Here is a 17,765-nt window from a genome sequence, read left to right as displayed (position 1 = left end):
CTAATCTATAAAAGACAGTATAGAATTTTGTTAATTAAAACTCTATACTGTCTTCCTCTTTTATAAAAAATAATAGTTGTATTTAATTATTTAATTATTATATTCATTAATCTAGTTAAATCTAACCCCTGAACACTAGTTACAATTGCACCTGATAAATCATTTATTTCAACATCTATTCCAGTGATATCACAAGTAGTTAAATCTACCTTATTTAAAGATGTTTTATTAAAATATGATGAAGTTAAATCTGTATTATTAAAATTAACTTTATCAAGTTTAACTTGCTGAAATATACTTTCTTTAAAATTACAATCCTCTATACATACATTCTTTAGCTTTGAATAGGATAAATTTATATATTTTCCAAGGGAGTCGCGAAACGCGACCTCCTTTATATTACAATCATCTAATTTTGCTCCAAATAATTTACAGTTAATAAACTCTACTCTATGTATACTCCCATCCCCTAAGTCAACATTAGATAAATCACAATTTTCAAATCTTGTATCTAATAAGTCAATATTTCTAAGTGATGAATTTTCAAATACTACATTCTTAAATATACAAGAATCTATTGTAACTCCTTTACTAATCATAGCATTTATTGCTGTATTTTCTACTATCTTATTTTGAATTTTATCAGCTTCAATTATTTCTTCTACTATATCTTCTACTTCTTCAAGATCATCTAAAAATTTTGGTTTTTGAATCTTGTTAACTTTCATAAAAATTTACCACCACACCTTTATTAATTTTACATATAAATATTATATATTATTAACATATATATACATAGAGTAAATATACAATGATCAAAATAAAGAGTGGTATGTATAAGTTTATACTTTATAATTCTTAATTAGAATTAGTCAACTAAATTCATTTTATTAATCCTAAAAACACTTAATCCTATAAATGTAATTGAAAATACCAGCATTAAAAGTACAATTAAATAAATTTTTAAGTTTGGATTATCTAATGTTTTTATTCCTGTAACAAATTCATAAGAATTAGCATACACTATTGGGTTTAATAAATCACTAACTCCAATCATATCTTGAAAAACATATAATGATGTAATTCCAAATCATAGTATTGCTAATGGTGCAATTTTATTCTTAAATAATGATGAAATAAATATTCCAATGGCTGTAAAAAATAAAGCTATAGCAAAATTATATAAGAACATTTTTATTGCTATCTTTAGTATTGATTCTATACTAGTGTAATCTATTATAAAGGTTTCTTGTGCTGGAAGAAGTGTATTATTATTAAATATAGCTACTGGATAATTTATATCCCCAAGTTTAGTAATTTTAGTTCCAAATTAAATATAATAAATATCCGCAAACTCCTTATCACATTTATTAATAATCTCCTCTACTTCCCCACTAATTTCTTCACCATTTTCTACTTCATTTGAGTACAGTCTTATTGTAACTTCAGTGCCACCCCCTACTTCACTCTCTATGTTAATAATTCCACCATGCATTTCTACTAACGACTTTACTATAAATAACCCTAATCCACTACCCTCATGTTTTCTTGATAAGCTCTTATCTACTTGTCCAAATTTGTTGAAAACACGTTCTATGTATTCTTTCGGAATTCCTTCACCATCATCTTTTACAGTTATATCTACATAATTTTCATATACATTAATCTTAACAACTATATTTCCTTTTCCATGAATATGCTTTATTGAATTAGATAATAAATTTAATATTATCCTTTCAATACTCTCTCTATCGCATTTTACACTTTTTTCTTCTTGATTCGTATCAAATATTATTGATATATCTTCAGAGCTAATATAATTTACTACTGCCAAAACTATATTTTCTACTAATGGTACAATATTATAATTATTCATAGATATTTTATAATCTCCAGAATCAATTTTTGTTATATCTATTAAATTATTTATTAATCGTTCTAACCTAAACGCATTTTTCTCTATTGAAGTAATGTATCTTTTAAGAATTATATCATTTAAGTTTTCTTTATCTTCACTTTCCAAGTATGTTTTAATTAATTTACTTGCACTAATTATTATATTTAATGGAGTTTTAAACTCATGTGATATATTGGAAAAAAACTCATTTTTTAAAGTTTCCATTTGAATTTCATGCTCTAAAAGCTTTTTATTTTCACTTAAAGTAATTTCATCATTTATGTTGTCAGCAAGCCCTATAATAAACTTTACTTTTTTACATTCATCTAAAATTGCAAACTTTATTATATTAAACCACACATCTTCATTTCTTATGCTAAGCTTTTGTTTATCAACAAAATACCCCTTGTCTTTAATTATCCTTGAATCTTCATTTCTACAAATATTAGATTGATCAATATTCCAAAGATGAGCATCATATTTCCCTATTATTTGAGATTTATCTATGTTTAAGACATCTGCATATCTTTTGTTAGCATATACATATTTACCATCTATATCTTTTGCCCAGGCAGACATCGGTATGTTATCTAAAATCAACTCTAGATCCCCTATATTATATGACTTATTTTTTAATTCCTTTAAAATTATCAAGTTTAACTTTGTTCCATCTATAATAATATCTTTAATAATAGGTTCAATTATAATTTTCTTATTATATTTATCATTTATAGTTATATATCTATTTAATTTAGACTTATCTTTAATTAATTGTAATATATTAATGTTACTTAACTCTTCTAGGTTATCTCCTAATAAATCTCTTAGTGCCTTATTATAGAATTCTATTTTATTATTCTTTATAATCAAAATATAATCCTGCAATACATCTAGAAATTCTTCCATAAATCATACCCCTTTCATACACATTTCAACCAATAAAATATTATCATTATAAATTTTTCAATTCAACCTATTAATTTTGTTTAATATCATATAAATTATTAGCAAAAAAAAGTGGTACCTAAGTTAGATACCACTTGTATATTTATAATATATTAAATTCTCCTTGCTACTTCAGATGCCTCTTCTATACAATTAAGTGCTCTACGAGCTCTTACTGCATCACCAATTATATGATATGGTATATTATTTTCCTTGCAATAATTTGATATTGGTTCAAAATTACGAGATCTTGCTCCTATTGCAACTATAACTGAATCACATGGAACTTCTTCAATAACTCCATTTTTATCTATAACTATTGATTTTTCCTTTATTTCAACACATTTTGCCTCTGTTATAGTTTTAATTCCCTCATGATATAGGTTTTCCATAACACAAATCTTTCTTAATTGACCTAAATCTTTTGCTACTTCATTAAGCATTTCTACTACAGTAATTTTATTAACATTTCCTGATAAATATTCAGCAACCTCTAGCCCAACTAGACCGCCCCCAATAACAACTACATCTCCATTTACTTTTGCTTTGCCTGAAAGTATATCATGAGAGTTAGTTACATGAGGTAAATCTGCTCCTGATACATTTAATTTTATTGGCTCTGCACCAGTTGCTATTATAACTTCATCTGGATTTATATCCTTAATTACTTCAGTAGTTACAGGTGTTGATAATTTTATTTCAACTCCCTTTCTCTTAGCCATTTCTCCCATTGCAATAGCAGCTTCCTTCATTTCTTCTTTTCTTGGTGCTGCACCAGCAAGAACAAATTGTCCTCCTAGCGAGTCAGATGCTTCACATAAAATTGGATTATGTCCCCTATCCTTTAACTCTATTGCAACTTCTAATCCAGATACGCCCCCACCAACTATTAGTATATCTTTAGGACTATCTGTTTTCTTAATAACAAATTCGGCTTCTCTACCTAACGCAGGGTTTCTCATACAAGTAATAAATGGTACATTGGGATCTGTAAATCCATCATAACAACCTTGATTGCATCCAACACAACGTATTATATCATCAACATTTCCATTTTTTGCTTTATTACAAAATTCTGGATCAGCTAACTGAGCTCGTCCCACAACAACCATATCTGCTTTTCCACTTCTAATTATTTCATCTGCTTGCTCTGGATCATTAATTCTTCCTACAGCAACAGTAATCATTCCAGTTTCTTTTTTAATTCTTGCTGCATTTTCAACATTAAATCCTCTTGGTAAGTCAACTGGTGGCACTTCATATTTTACAGCTGCACTTGAAAAATTTCCACGTGATACATCAAGTACATCTACTCCAGCCTCTTTAGCCCATTTACAAAATTGAATAACTTCTTCTATAGTAAGTCCATCTTCTACACAATCATCATGAGCATCTATTCTCATAAATAAAGGCATATCTTCTGGTATGTTTTCTCTAATAGATTTTATACATTCTAATAAGAATCTAGCACGATTTTCTAAACTTCCACCGTATTCATCATTTCTTTTATTAAAAGCCTTACTTAAGAATGAGTGTGGTGTATAATTATGTCCAGCATGGAACTCTACAGTATCATATCCTGCTTCTACAGCACGTCTAGCTGCATCTCCAAAAGCCTTAATACATTCATTTATTACTTCCTTACTTGCACCTTTAACAACATAATCTGTTCCTTCAACTTTAAAATCACTTGGAACTACTACCATTGAAGTTTGATCCCCAAATAATACAGCTGAACCACCAAGCCATAATTGAATCCCTGCCATTGCTCCACCTTCATGTATTGCATCAGCAAGCTTTTTCAAACCTGGAATATATTTATCATCCGATATTGATAAGAAGTTTTTTGGTGCAGCTTTATCATATACAGAACATACTTCTGTGAAGTTTAAACCATTTCCTCCTATAGCTCTTGCAGCATGGTAATTTATAAGCTGGTCAGTAACTACCTTCTCATCCTTTACCATCTTTGTTCCCATTGCAGGAAATTCAATTCTATTTCTTATTTCCATACCTCTAATTTTTATTGGACTAAAAAGATTATTAAATGCCATTTCGCTACCTCCAAAATTTAATTTTCAACATTTCCCTCACCTTCATTATATGATTTTGTTAAAATTAAATCAATATATTTAAAACAATTTGTTTTAATTTTGACAAAAAAATATCTCATTTTATTAATGAGATATCTTTCTATATTTTTATATCTTATTTCTTTTTAATATATTTATTATATATTTTATGTAATTAAGTCTTGAATCTATATTATTTGATATTTCTTTATCAAAAAACTCATGATTTTCTCCCATAAATGGATATATAATAGACGAAATAAATATAGCTCTTTTATATTTAACTTCCTCACCTTCACAATTTAAAACTTCTCTTAATATATTATCTAATTTTCTATTTGCTTCTCTTGTAGTTTCAATTATCTTTATATCCATCTCATCTTTCTCTTTTGAATCAGCAGCTTCTTTATTCATAACAAGAACACCAGGATATCTTAATGAATATTCTATAATTTCATTAGCACATCTAATAAGCCTCTCTTCAATGCTTAATTCTTCATTATCTAATGGTAAATATGCTTGAGTAATATTATCTATATAAAATTGCTTAACATATCTCAGCATATTATCCTTGCTGCCAAAATAGTAATTTATTGCACTCACATTTACTTCAGCTTCTTTTACTATTGCTCTAATTGAAACATTGGTTGATCCATTTTTTCCAAAGAGATATAATGCTCTATCTAAAATTTTTTCTTCTATCCCCTTTAATTCCTTCATATTTTCACTCCTAATCCATTTTAGCTTTAGGTTTTTATTTAAAATATAAAATTCTCATATCATATAAATCAAATTAAAGATATTATATCAATTAACTATTTATATATCAAAATTTTTAATCTAAATATAATTTCATTAAGGCTTAATTAATCATTGAAGTATTGTATAATTATAGTGATTTTATAAATATCCCTTTAGATAAATCTCTAAGATTTTTCTCATTTAAAATAAATATTTTCTTATTATCACATTCTATAATTGATTTTGCTTCTAACTCTTTAAATGTTCTATTTAAATGCCTATAAGTCGTTCCTAAAAACTGTGAAATTTCAAGAAATGATGAATTTAAAATTATATAATTTTTATCTGTTAAGTGCTCAACTAGATATGTAGCTAATCTATTTATAAGTGGATATACAAAATTATATGAGCTATTATTAATAGTTGCATACAGCTTCTCACTTAATGAATCTGCCAAATGCCTTACAAATTTAATATTTCCTAGGAACTTCTTTCTAATTATATCTGAGGGTATTGCTATTAAATATGCATCACCTATAGCATTAATATCACAAAGTATCTTAGTATCCTTTAATAATTCTATATCTCCTATTGTATCAAAATCACTATAAAACTTTAAAAACATTGATTTTCCATTTTCAAAAAGATAAGATATCTTTATCTTGCCATCTACAAGTAAATAATAATATTCAAGATCACTTTCTGCTTGTAATATGTATTCTTCCTTCTCATAAAAATGAAGCTGAGCATATTCTATAATCTCTTCATCTAATATTTCTTCTATATTATGCTTATCAATATAGTACTTTAAATGTCTTCTATTTGATATTTTTCTCATAATTTCTCCTATCATGACATATGTCATGTATTAATTAATATAAATATTGTAATCTAATTATAAAGAAATGTAAATTTTGAAATTATATATTTACATTAATTACTTATATTTTAAATCTTTATTAAATTTATATGCTATATTTATAATTATGTAAATATATATACTAGGGGGGTCTTTATGAAATATGACGTTATAATATTTGATGCAGATGAAACATTATTTGATTTTAGGAAATCTGAAAAATATGCTTTTGAAAAAGCAATCTTAGAATTTAATATAGACTATAGAGAGGATTATCATTTAAAGATCTATTCTGATATAAATACAGCTATTTGGAAAGAGTTTGAATGCGGTCTTATATCTCAAGAAAAATTAAAAGTTGAAAGATTTAAAAGATTATCTCATGAATTAAATATAGAATTTGATGAACTTGAGTTCTCTAAATCATATTTAAAACACTTATCTCATTCTTCAATTTTATATAAGGAAAGCTTAAATCTTATAGAGAAACTTAGTAAAAATTATAGACTTTCTATAATCACTAATGGTTTATCCGATGTACAAAGCAATAGAATAAGAAAATCTAGCATAGCTAAATATTTTGATGATATCATAATATCTGAAGAAGTTAGTGTATCAAAACCAAATCCTAAGATATTTCAAATTGCTTTAAATAATCTAAATTATAATGATAGAAGTAAGATATTAATGGTAGGTGATAGCTTAACATCAGATATTCAAGGTGGAATAAATTTTGGTATAGATACATGTTGGCTTAATACATGTAAAATTGAAAATAAAACTAAATTTAAGCCTACTTACGAAATTTCTAGATTAACAGAAATTATTGAAATTTTAAAGGAATAATTTCATATAGATAATTTAATATTTATTTAGTCTCCTTACTATTAATGTTATTCGTTAGTATATATTCATTTTTTTATTAAATACTAACTATGAATACATCTTAGGAGGGTATATATGAAAACATTACTTTTATCGCTATTGATATCAACATCAATTGCAAATATTAATTTTATTTCACCACTTCAAAATGTCTCTGCTAATATTAACAATTCTATTATTTTTAAAGAAAAGCAAGGATATAATGAAGAATATACAACTATATTTGATAATATGATGAAGTCCATGAATGCTGCACCTAACACTGGAAATGTTAATTTAGACTTTGTTTTGGAAATGATACCTCATCATGAAGGTGGCATAAATATGGCAAAAGCAATCGTTAAATATGGTTCTAACCCAGAAGTAAAAAAAATTGCTGAAAATATTATTACTTCTCAAGAAGCACAAATTCCAATTATGCAACAACTAAAAGACAAATTTGAAAAAGAGAAGCCTTCAAGTAAAGCTGACTCTGAAAAATATCTAGCAGAATATAATAAAATAAAGGATAAGATGTTTAAGGAAATGCAAGGTGTTGAAATAACTGATAATGTTGACGCTAATTTTCTTCAAGAAATGATATATCACCATGAGGGTGCTATTGGTATGGCAAAAGATATTTTAAAGTATACAAAGGATCCTGAGCTTAGAAGGCTGGCTGAAAATATTGTAACTACACAAAGTAAAGGTGTTGAAGAAATGAAGTCACTATTAAAGAAATTGTAAAATTTATTCAATTTCAAGCAAGTCTTAATATTTTGAAGAAGTTAATCTCTTATTTTTATAAAGGACCTCACGTTTCGTGAGCTCCTTTTAAACCATTGATTTTACTTACTTAAAGTGGTTTTTAAACTTAAATATAAATTTTTATATATTATTTATATATGCATAAAAAGGGAAGTTTTAAATTAAAACCTCCCTTTTTTATATGCTAATATCAAATTTTATTTTTATATAGCTTATCCTTATCTGAATATATAAATAATATTTATATATTAATGATTTTTCTTATAATATAAGCTTTCTATATCTATTATAAGCAGCCATAACTTCTTGCTTTCTTGGCATTGATAAACTTCCGGAGCCACCATAAATCTTGTCTATAGAAATTAATCCTTTTTTATTTATTTCATCATATATATAATCAATCATTTCTTCAAATAGTAAAGACTTTTTCATCATATTGTCTTCTGCCCACTTCATAATAGCACCAATTGAATTTAGTTGCTCATTATCTACTATTTGTTCAACAGATCTTAAATCTATATTTTCTTTATTTATAATAATTGAGCTTACTCCCATAGTTTTTACTTTTACACCTTTATAGGTGCTTTCTATGGTTCCCTTTTGTACCTTTCTATCAAAATTTATATTTATCTTTATATCTTTTTTCTTAATTCTCTTATTTATTTCGCCTCTCATTAATGATTTTGCTTCTTTAGTTACGTCTTTTGCTTCATAGTTATCCATTTGGATAACACAATCTGCTACATCAAAGTAATCTCCAGAACTTCCTATTACTAAAATTGTAGAAATATTTTTTTGATTATATAACGGCTTAACTATTTCTATAAATGGAGTTATGGGCTCCTTTTCTTTTGAAACTAATCTTTGCATTAAGTCATCTCTAATCATAAAATTAGTTGCAGATGTATCTTCATCAATTAATAACGAATTTGCACCACTTTCTATCGCTTCAATTATATTAGCTGCTTGAGATGTACTTCCACTAGCATTTTCAGTTGTAAACTTTATTGTGTCTTTTCCATTTGGCAAATTATCTATAAATAATGATATATCCGTATTTTTAATACTTCTTCCATCTTCTGCTCTAACTTTCACAGATGTATTATCAGATATAACAAACTCTCTTCCATCACCCTCGATGTGGTTATATACTCCAAGTTCTAATGAATTTAAAATAGTAGATTTTCCATGATATCCACCACCTACTATTAAAGTTACTCCTTCTTTTATTCCCATTCCTTTTATTGAGCCTCTATTAGGCAAATTAAATTCTACCTCCAAGCTTTTAGGCGACTCAAATTTTTTAGCAGCTTTTAGTGGTTTTGACGACACTCCACTTTCTCTTGGAAGCATAGATCCATTTGCTACAAAAGCAATTAAATTATTTTTCTTAAGGTTATCTCTAATGTACTCTTGATCTTCTACTAGCTTTACCCTATTAATAAGTTTATTCTTATCAATATTTTTATATACTAGTGTATTTTATACTATACTAGGAACAATATTATATAATATCTTTTCTAGTTCTTTAGCTAATACACTTCTACCCCTAGCTGGAAAGCCAACATAGAATCTTGCTTCTATGTTATCTTTATTTATTATTATTGAAGTTCGCTCCAATATTTCTTGAGGACACTTACTTATTGTAATTAACCCACTTTTTCCTGATCCAAATATCTTTTCACTATATTTATTTATATTTGAATAAAATAGCCTAGTTATAAAATCCGAAACTGCAATTCTTTTATACTTTTTATCTAATAAATTTTCCGGGAAATTAGCTATTTTCTTATCAATAACAATTCTAACTCTTGATGGAGAAGCAAAAGGATCTCCTTGAACATAATCAATACATAAAATATAATCCTTAAAATCATATTCTCCTTGCAAATCCTTATATGCTTTATATCCCTTACCATCTATTTTCCTTAATTCTTCTTTTAAAATATTATAATCTCTCATAAACTACCTCTTATAATTTATTAAAATAATCATCTATTAACTTTTCGCCCATTCTTCTATACATATTACTCATATTAATAAATGAACTAAGTAATAAAAAGTTTTTTTCAAATTCATCAGAACTTAAATTTTCTTCTTTAGCTATCATATTTTCAATGTTATGATATTTTATTTCAATTGAGTCTTCTACATCTTTTAAATCTTCCCCATATTGTTTTAAATACAATTTATATAAGTCTCTTATTGGATACTCTTCTTCATTTTCTAGGGATATAACTATTTTATTTAGTGAACTCTTTATATCACTTATCGATAATGCTCCCTTTAAATTATAAATAAGACTCATCAAAAGTAAGTGTTCCTTACTGTATTTTTTATTTTTAACAGACATTAGAAGTTTTCCCTTAGCATAGTTATTAACCATAGTTTTAGTTAATGCCTTATCATCTTCATTTCTTTTAGTTTCATTAAACTTACTATCAAAAAGCTGAGTTACTTGATCCATATATAAATCTATTTCAGGTATTTCATCTAATGTTAGTTGATTTTTTAAGTTCAGCTCACTAAATTTTTCTTTTAATTCATTAATATCCATATGTACCTCCATGTAGTTTTATAAACTACTTATTAATATATCTATATTTAAATATACTAGTATCACTTAGATATTTCAAGGATTTTAATAAAATATATAAATTTTCCTAAAAATTTGAGATATTATAGACTTTGACTTTTTAAATCTATATCATTAATATAATAATAACAGTACATAGTTTTTAAAACTACTTGTAAAGGGGTGTTTGTTTTTGGAAAAATATTTAAGAGAACCTATAAATAGTTTAACTCATTGGGTTGGCGCAATTTTATCACTATTTGCATTAATTGCAATGCTAGCAAAAGGATTAATTAATAATGCATCTAATGTTGCAATTGTTTCTGTAGTTATATTTGGTATAAGCTTAATTTCACTATATAGTGTTTCTGCAACTTATCATGGTGTAATAACAAGTGAAAAAGTAATATTTAGACTTAGAAAGTTAGATCATTCTATGATATTTATCTTGATAGCTGGTTCTTATGCACCATTTTGCTTAATTGCTCTTGGTGGCTCAAAAGGAACTGTATTTTTTACAACTATAGCTTCTATAGCCTTAGCTGGTATATTATTTAGAATGCTATGGTTTAATTGCCCAAGATGGTTACAAACATCTCTTTATATTGGTCTAGGATGGGCTGCTATATTTATGATTAAACCATTATCACAAGTACTTAATCCTATAAGCTTGTTTTTATTAGTATTTGGAGGTGTTCTTTACACTGTAGGTGGTGTTATATATGGAATAAAGCCTAAAAAACTTCAATTAGGTAAGTTTGGTTTTCATGAAATATTCCATATATTTATTATCTTAGGAAGCTTAAGTCACTTCATATGTGTATTCTTATATTTATTATAGACTAATTATGTATTTTAAAATTATTTAAGGCTGTACCAGATTGAATATATTATTTCTGATGCAGCCTATTTATATTATTCTTGTTTTATTATTGCTTTTCTAGTTAGAAATCTAGACATTCCTATAAAAATTATGAATGATACTATAAATGTTAATACAGCAGCATATGAATTTTTAGTATTCCATCCAAATATGATCTCCATAAATTTATTTATATTATTAACAATATTAGGATAAGCTGTTCCTATTACATTTGATACTGTAAATATTGCCACTGGAACTACTGATACTACTACTTTCATAAACTTATTACATTTATAATAAATTATAGTTATTAAAAATCCTAGAGAGAATACTGCTAAATATAATGAAGCTTGAAATATTAATGTGTTCAATAAAATTCCAATGCTATTACCTTGCACCCAGTCAATGGAATGATACCATTCACCACTTCCTATATTAGTATAAAGCATATCATAGATAGTTGGGCATTTCATAAAAATATTGTAAATGCGATTAATTATTATATCTATAATGGACATACCTAAAACTACTGGAATCATAGATATTACTGTTCCATATAAGAAATCTCTTCTAGGTACATTATTACTTTTAGCAAAATAGAAATTCTCCTTAAATAAATTTAATCCTACAATAAATAAAAATATTGCTGTTGATATTTCTAGACCTGAAGAAGATCCATTACCATTTTTTGAAAGTAAACCCAAAGCCACGCATACAATAATAAAAATTGAATAATAAATTATTATCGAATTTTTTATGCTATTAATATTATATTTTACTATAGACCTTAATTTCATTACTTAGCTTCCCCCTCTCCTGTTAAATGAATAAATAACTTTTGAAGTTCAACTTTTGAAATTTCTAGCCCTAATTCACCTATTTCCTTTTTATTCACTTCAGTTAATTTTCCAATGATTGTAGCTTCTTTAAACCCAGCTATAATTTCTATATTAATACACTTCTTTCCTTCTAAATAATTATCAACCTTATCAGCAGCTCCTGATACCAAGTAAGCCTCCTCTAGTAGCCCTTCTACTTCTCTATCCCCTAAAACTTTTCCATCCTTAATTATTATTACTTTTTCTAAAATCTCTGAAACTTCTTCTATAATATGAGTTGAAAGCAATATAGTCTTTGGATTATCTATATAATTTGCAACTAACTCCTTATAAAACATATCTCTATGATTTGCATCTAATCCTAAAACTGGCTCATCAAAAAGTAATATTTCAGCTCCTGAAGATAATGTTATGATTATTTTACATATTGATGAATATCCAGTAGATAATTCTTTAAACTTCTTATCAACATTAAGTCCAAACTTTTTACTTAATTTTAATGCATAGTCCATATCAAAATTTTTATAAAACTCTTTTGTCCATTTAAATAAATCCTTAATTTTTAAACTTGGTGGATATAAATCTTGTTCTGTCATAAAATAAACCTTACCAGTTGCCTTGTTATTTTCTATAACATCTTCATTATCTATTGTAATTCTACCTTCAGTTGGGAATATTCTATTAGTTATAATATTTAGCAAAGTTGTTTTCCCTGCCCCATTTCTTCCTAATAATCCATATATCTTATTTTCCTCTATTGTTAATGAAACATTATCTAGAACTTTATTCTTTTCATATAACTTGGTTAAATTAGATATTTTTATTAATGACATTAACTACTCCCCCTTTCTAATCATTTCTATAATATCTGCAGTAGATATATTAAGCTTCTTAGCTTCTTCAATTAATGAAACTATATAATTAGAATAAAACTTATCTTTTCTCTTTTGTATTAACTTTTCCTTACTACCACTTGAAACAAACATTCCAACACCTCTTCTTTTATAAATAATTCCTTCATCTACTAATAAATTAAAGCCCTTAGCTACAGTTGCTGGATTAATTTTGAACTTTACAGATATTTCTGTTGTTGATGGTATTACTTCATCTTCATTAAAAATTCCATTTAAAATTCCATCTTCTATTGATTGTGCTATTTGAATATATATAGGTATTTCACTAGAAAAATCTAAATTCATAGCTACCTCCTTTTAACTTTCTAATATAATATATGTCGATTTAGTTAATTGGTTCATTACTTATGTAATTAACTATATATCTTTTAAGATCTGTTGTCAACATTTAGAAATAAAAAAGACCCTATATAGATAGACTCTCTTTTATAAGTGTCTAATCTATATAGGGTCCATTTTAATAAACATCATCTTATTTATAGGATTTATAATTTAATAATTCACTATATACCACCATAAACTATTCCAAGTACTATAACTAATACAGTTATAGTAGTAAACCCATACTTAGCAAATAGTAAAAATTTATTTCCAACTTTCTTACTTGCCCCCATATTTATTTCAGTTAAAATTTCTTCTTTATCCCTCATAAAATAGAAAACTACAAGTACTATTAAAGCTCCAAGTGGAGATATAACTATTGTTATAAAATCTGAAAACTTATTAAATAAATTCATATCTAAATTTAGAGGTATTGAAAGTATAAATAATATAGTTGATATTAAAATTGTTGCTTTTTTTCTGCTTAATTTTGTTTGAGACATTAAAGCTTCTACTGGTCCCTCTAACATATTTATTGATGAACTTATCGCTGCAAATATTACACTTAAGAAAAATAGCATTGATAATATTTGTCCTGCTGGCATTGATTTAAATATAGTTGGTAATGTTATAAATAACAATGGTGGCCCTGACATAGGATCTAATCCAAATGCAAATACTGCTGGCATTATAACAAATGAAGCTAATAATGCAGATATAGTATCTAATATCGCTGTACTAACTGCTGATCTTGGTATATCCATATTCTTTTCTATATAACTACCATACACCACCATACCACATCCATTTAATGATACCGTGAAAAATGCTTGTCCAAGAGCCATTACCCATGTATTAACTTTAAATAAGTATTCCCACTTAGGTGTTAATAAGTATTTAACTCCTTCCATAGCTCCTGGTAAAGTTAATGATCTAAAAGCTAATAATATAAAAATTATAAAAAGTAATGGCATTATTATTTTATTTGCTTTCTCTATTCCCTTTGTTATTCCTATAATTACTATAATAAGAGCTATAACTATAGCAATTGCATTCCATAATATAGTTTCCTTACTCCCTGCAAAATTATTGAAGAAGCTATCTATCTGTATTTTATTTATTTCTCCTGTTGTACTTAAAGTAAAATATTTAATAATCCAGCCTACAACTACGTTATAAAACATAAAAACTCCTGCCAATCCTACTGCTGGTATTGCTCCTATTAATATTCCACCCTTTTTGTCTTTTTTATCAAATGCATCTTTTATTCCTGTTAATGATCCTCCTTGTGCCGATCTTCCAAAAGTAAATTCTGTAATAAGCCCAATAGAACCAAGTAGTAAAACAAATATAAAGTATGGTATTAAAAATACCGCTCCTCCATTTTGTCCTAGCCTATATGGAAACATCCAAATGTTACCTAGCCCTACAGCCGCTCCTATGCAAGATATTATAAATCCTGCCCTACTTGTAAAATGTTCTCTTTTCTTCATAGCCTACATTCCTCCTTAATTTATATATAAAAAAACCACATAGTCTCTACTATGTGGTAATAAACAGGAATAAAAAATACCACATAGCATTTATCCATGTGGTTAAATTATCTCTATAATATTGAGCATAATTAATATTTATAACCATCATAGACACAAACCTAATTTTTGCTTACGGCTTGTATCTATAATTATTTCATAAATACAAGTCCTATCTATAATAGCTATAATAATAATTCATATTAACTTTTATTTCTTCTAAGTTAATTATTTTGCTCATTCTTATTCTCCCAAACTACATTTTAGTAAATACTACCACCAATATCTCTAGGTGTCAACCCCTATTAGACATGGAATTTAAATAATTTACTATGTTTCCATTAAATATTCTAAATATTTATTTTATCTTTAAATGAAAATATGTTGAGTTTATGATATAATAACGAAATGAATAAAATTAGAAATGAGGTCGGTTTTTAGTGATAACTGTATCAAACGTAAGTTTAAGATTTGGTGGCCGTAAGCTTTTTGAAGATGTAAATATAAAATTTACTCCTGGTAACTGTTATGGTGTTATCGGTGCTAACGGTGCTGGTAAAAGTACATTCTTAAAAATACTGTCTGGAGAAATTGAACCAAACACAGGAGATGTTTCTATTGCTCCAAATACAAGAATGTCTGTTTTAAAACAAGATCATTATGCGTATGATGAATTCGAAGTTTTACAAACAGTAATAATGGGTAATAAAAGATTATATGAAATAATGGAAGAAAAAGATGCTTTATATGCAAAGCCTGATTTTTCTGATGAAGATGGTATAAGAGCTTCTGAATTAGAAGGTGAATTTGCTGATATGAATGGTTGGGAAGCTGAATCAGATGCTTCTTCATTACTTCAAGGCTTAGGAATCGGAACTGATATGCACTATAAGAAAATGTCAGAACTTGTAGGTGGAGAAAAAGTTAAAGTTCTTTTAGCTCAAGCTTTATTCGGTAACCCTGGGATTTTAATTCTAGATGAGCCTACAAACCACTTAGATATACAATCAATTAACTGGTTAGAAGACTTCCTTTTAAGATTCGAAGGAACTGTTATAGTTGTATCCCATGATAGACACTTCTTAAATACAGTATGTACTGTAATGGCAGATGTTGACTTTGGTAAAATCAAATTATATGTTGGTAACTATGACTTCTGGTATGAATCAAGCCAATTAGCATTACAAATGTCTAAGGATCAAAACAAGAAGAAGGAAGAAAAAATTAAAGAATTACAAGACTTTATTGCAAGATTTAGTGCTAATGCTTCTAAATCTAAGCAAGCAACTTCACGTAAGAAGTTATTAGATAAAATAACTTTAGATGATATTCAACCTTCAAGCAGAAGATATCCTTTCGTTGGATTCAAACCTGAAAGAGAAGTTGGTAATGAAATTTTAACAGTTGAAGGATTAACTAAGACTATTGATGGAGTTAAAGTTTTAGATAATGTTAGCTTTAGAATTAATAAAGATGATAAAATAGCACTTATTGGTGACAATGATATTGCTATAACAACTTTATTTAAGATAATAAACGGTGAAATGGAACCAGACAGTGGAGAATTTAAATGGGGAATAACTATAACAAAATCTTACTTCCCTAAAGATAATAATGAATTCTTTGATGACTGTGATTTAAGCCTTGTAGATTGGTTAAGACAATACTCAGGTAATACTGTTGAAGAACAATCTGAATCTTACTTAAGAGGATTCTTAGGTAGAATGTTATTCTCTGGTGAAGAAGCATTAAAGAAGGCTAGCGTATTATCAGGAGGAGAAAAGGTTAGATGTATGTTATCTAGAATGATGCTTACAAATGCTAATGTATTAATGCTAGATCAACCTACAAACCACTTAGACCTTGAATCAATAACTGCTGTTAATAACGGACTTAAAGATTATAAGAGTGTTATAATGTTTGCTTCTCATGACCATCAATTTATTCAAACTATTGCAAATAGAATAATAGATATTAAACAAGATGGATCAATAGTAGATAGAGCTATGACATATGATGAATACTTAGAATTCTCAGGTAAGACTAAATAAAGATTTATATAAAAATAAGGGGCTGATTGAAACAGCTCCTTATTTTTTATAGATTATTTATCATTCTAATTTCTCTGTATTTTACTCCTGAAAATTCATATTCAAATACTTCTCTCTTCTCAAATCCATTTTTTTCATATAAATCTATTGCAATAATATTATCAACCTCAGCACTTGTATAAAGCTTCTGATGACCATATTTATCTACAAAGAATTCTAAAAATTTCTGTACTGCTACTTTTCCTATTCCTTTATTTTGATACTTAACATCTATCATAAATCTGCTCATTGACCATCCATTAAGTTCATCATCAAAATCATATAAAATAAAGCCCACAATGTTATTATCCTTATAAATACCTAATGGATATAAATTAGGCTCATAGGCTGCTTGTACTAAAGAATATATATTGGAAGCAACAAATTTTTTCTGTTCTTCACTAATTTTTAATTCTATACATTCATTATAATTGCTTCTATCAATTTTTCTAAATTCTATATTCATCTCTAATCTCCCCCTTA

At 26.9% G+C, this 17,765-nt stretch carries 16 protein-coding genes and 1 pseudogene; 4 read left to right on the top strand and 13 right to left on the bottom strand.

Translation table 11 applies throughout. The annotated features are described in order from the left end of the window. Positions 1-86 precede the first annotated feature (86 nt). The 6 genes from J7M87_RS07490 to J7M87_RS07465 all read right to left on the bottom strand — a co-directional run bounded on the left by J7M87_RS07490 (position 87) and on the right by J7M87_RS07465 (position 6,493). Positions 87-728: a pentapeptide repeat-containing protein gene (locus J7M87_RS07490; protein WP_291650198.1), complete on the bottom strand. Its 642-nt coding sequence runs from the start codon at positions 726-728 to the stop codon at positions 87-89. A 140-nt stretch (positions 729-868) separates the two neighbouring features. Continuing rightward, positions 869-1,057 (bottom strand): hypothetical protein, encoded by a 189-nt coding sequence (locus J7M87_RS07485; RefSeq protein WP_291650196.1) that lies wholly within the window; start codon positions 1,055-1,057, stop codon positions 869-871. Between the two features lie 273 nt (positions 1,058-1,330). Continuing rightward, entirely contained in the window at positions 1,331-2,803 is a 1,473-nt protein-coding gene (locus tag J7M87_RS07480) for an ATP-binding protein (RefSeq protein ID WP_291650194.1), read from the bottom strand. Between the two features lie 152 nt (positions 2,804-2,955). Further along, positions 2,956-4,896, bottom strand: a complete 1,941-nt coding sequence (locus J7M87_RS07475) for an FAD-dependent oxidoreductase (protein WP_291650192.1) — start codon at positions 4,894-4,896, stop codon at positions 2,956-2,958. A 147-nt stretch (positions 4,897-5,043) separates the two neighbouring features. Next, entirely contained in the window at positions 5,044-5,634 is a 591-nt protein-coding gene (locus J7M87_RS07470) for a TetR family transcriptional regulator (protein WP_291650190.1), read from the bottom strand. A gap of 169 nt (positions 5,635-5,803) precedes the next feature. Beyond that, on the bottom strand, positions 5,804-6,493 hold the full coding sequence (locus tag J7M87_RS07465; RefSeq protein ID WP_291650188.1) for a helix-turn-helix domain-containing protein: 690 nt from the start codon (positions 6,491-6,493) through the stop codon (positions 5,804-5,806). A 177-nt stretch (positions 6,494-6,670) separates the two neighbouring features. On the opposite strand from J7M87_RS07465, the gene J7M87_RS07460 reads away from it, so the two are divergent. Then, the gene (locus J7M87_RS07460) at positions 6,671-7,360 is read left to right on the top strand and encodes a YjjG family noncanonical pyrimidine nucleotidase (protein ID WP_291650186.1); all 690 of its coding nucleotides are present in this window, start codon (positions 6,671-6,673) and stop codon (positions 7,358-7,360) included. A gap of 114 nt (positions 7,361-7,474) precedes the next feature. After that, positions 7,475-8,125: a DUF305 domain-containing protein gene (locus J7M87_RS07455; RefSeq protein WP_291650183.1), complete on the top strand. Its 651-nt coding sequence runs from the start codon at positions 7,475-7,477 to the stop codon at positions 8,123-8,125. Positions 8,126-8,407: 282 nt separating this feature from the next. Here the strand turns inward: J7M87_RS07455 and J7M87_RS07450 are convergent. Together J7M87_RS07450 and J7M87_RS07445 are read right to left on the bottom strand one after the other, a co-directional pair. Further along, positions 8,408-10,108, bottom strand: a pseudogene (locus J7M87_RS07450) (ABC-ATPase domain-containing protein). A 10-nt stretch (positions 10,109-10,118) separates the two neighbouring features. Beyond that, positions 10,119-10,703 carry a DUF1836 domain-containing protein gene (locus tag J7M87_RS07445; protein ID WP_291650181.1) on the bottom strand — a complete coding sequence of 195 codons (585 nt, stop codon included), beginning with the start codon at positions 10,701-10,703 and terminating at the stop codon, positions 10,119-10,121. 211 nt (positions 10,704-10,914) lie between these two features. Here J7M87_RS07445 and J7M87_RS07440 point away from each other — a divergent pair, with 211 nt between their 5' ends. Continuing rightward, positions 10,915-11,562, top strand: a complete 648-nt coding sequence (locus tag J7M87_RS07440; protein WP_291650179.1) for a hemolysin III family protein — start codon at positions 10,915-10,917, stop codon at positions 11,560-11,562. A gap of 74 nt (positions 11,563-11,636) precedes the next feature. Here J7M87_RS07440 and J7M87_RS07435 read toward each other — a convergent pair whose 3' ends face one another. From J7M87_RS07435 to J7M87_RS07420, 4 genes are all read right to left on the bottom strand, one after another. Beyond that, positions 11,637-12,383, bottom strand: a complete 747-nt coding sequence (locus J7M87_RS07435) for a hypothetical protein (protein ID WP_291650177.1) — start codon at positions 12,381-12,383, stop codon at positions 11,637-11,639. Then, a complete protein-coding gene (locus J7M87_RS07430) occupies positions 12,383-13,258 on the bottom strand; it encodes an ABC transporter ATP-binding protein (protein ID WP_291650176.1) in 876 nt (291 codons plus the stop codon). The genes J7M87_RS07435 and J7M87_RS07430 overlap by 1 nt, the downstream gene beginning before the upstream one ends. 3 nt (positions 13,259-13,261) lie before the next feature. Beyond that, on the bottom strand, positions 13,262-13,624 hold the full coding sequence (locus tag J7M87_RS07425; protein ID WP_278599881.1) for a GntR family transcriptional regulator: 363 nt from the start codon (positions 13,622-13,624) through the stop codon (positions 13,262-13,264). Positions 13,625-13,842: 218 nt separating this feature from the next. After that, positions 13,843-15,153, bottom strand: a complete 1,311-nt coding sequence (locus tag J7M87_RS07420) for a sodium-dependent transporter (protein ID WP_291650172.1) — start codon at positions 15,151-15,153, stop codon at positions 13,843-13,845. A 479-nt stretch (positions 15,154-15,632) separates the two neighbouring features. Here J7M87_RS07420 and J7M87_RS07415 point away from each other — a divergent pair, with 479 nt between their 5' ends. Beyond that, complete coding sequence (locus tag J7M87_RS07415) at positions 15,633-17,243, top strand: ATP-binding cassette domain-containing protein (RefSeq protein WP_291650170.1); 1,611 nt, start codon at positions 15,633-15,635, stop codon at positions 17,241-17,243. Positions 17,244-17,289: 46 nt separating this feature from the next. Here J7M87_RS07415 and J7M87_RS07410 read toward each other — a convergent pair whose 3' ends face one another. Further along, complete coding sequence (locus J7M87_RS07410; protein ID WP_291650168.1) at positions 17,290-17,748, bottom strand: GNAT family N-acetyltransferase; 459 nt, start codon at positions 17,746-17,748, stop codon at positions 17,290-17,292. Between the last annotated feature and the right edge of the window lie 17 nt (positions 17,749-17,765).

The sequence above is a fragment of the Clostridium sp. genome, assembly GCF_017888565.1.
In the GTDB taxonomy this organism is placed as follows: Bacteria; Bacillota; Clostridia; order Clostridiales; family Clostridiaceae; genus Clostridium.
This window is presented reverse-complemented; position numbering and strand designations above follow the sequence as displayed.

Excerpts from the sequence above, each read along its gene's own strand:
- J7M87_RS07490 (WP_291650198.1), bottom strand. The coding sequence starts at position 728 with ATGAAAGTTAACAAGATTCAAAAACCAAAATTTTTAGATGATCTTGAA.
- J7M87_RS07485 (WP_291650196.1), bottom strand. The coding sequence starts at position 1,057 with ATGATTGGAGTTAGTGATTTATTAAACCCAATAGTGTATGCTAATTCT.
- J7M87_RS07480 (WP_291650194.1), bottom strand. The coding sequence starts at position 2,803 with ATGGAAGAATTTCTAGATGTATTGCAGGATTATATTTTGATTATAAAG.
- J7M87_RS07475 (WP_291650192.1), bottom strand. The coding sequence starts at position 4,896 with ATGGCATTTAATAATCTTTTTAGTCCAATAAAAATTAGAGGTATGGAA.
- J7M87_RS07470 (WP_291650190.1), bottom strand. The coding sequence starts at position 5,634 with ATGAAGGAATTAAAGGGGATAGAAGAAAAAATTTTAGATAGAGCATTA.
- J7M87_RS07465 (WP_291650188.1), bottom strand. The coding sequence starts at position 6,493 with ATGAGAAAAATATCAAATAGAAGACATTTAAAGTACTATATTGATAAG.
- J7M87_RS07460 (WP_291650186.1), top strand. The coding sequence starts at position 6,671 with ATGAAATATGACGTTATAATATTTGATGCAGATGAAACATTATTTGAT.
- J7M87_RS07455 (WP_291650183.1), top strand. The coding sequence starts at position 7,475 with ATGAAAACATTACTTTTATCGCTATTGATATCAACATCAATTGCAAAT.
- J7M87_RS07445 (WP_291650181.1), bottom strand. The coding sequence starts at position 10,703 with ATGGATATTAATGAATTAAAAGAAAAATTTAGTGAGCTGAACTTAAAA.
- J7M87_RS07435 (WP_291650177.1), bottom strand. The coding sequence starts at position 12,383 with ATGAAATTAAGGTCTATAGTAAAATATAATATTAATAGCATAAAAAAT.
- J7M87_RS07430 (WP_291650176.1), bottom strand. The coding sequence starts at position 13,258 with ATGTCATTAATAAAAATATCTAATTTAACCAAGTTATATGAAAAGAAT.
- J7M87_RS07425 (WP_278599881.1), bottom strand. The coding sequence starts at position 13,624 with ATGAATTTAGATTTTTCTAGTGAAATACCTATATATATTCAAATAGCA.
- J7M87_RS07420 (WP_291650172.1), bottom strand. The coding sequence starts at position 15,153 with ATGAAGAAAAGAGAACATTTTACAAGTAGGGCAGGATTTATAATATCT.
- J7M87_RS07410 (WP_291650168.1), bottom strand. The coding sequence starts at position 17,748 with ATGAATATAGAATTTAGAAAAATTGATAGAAGCAATTATAATGAATGT.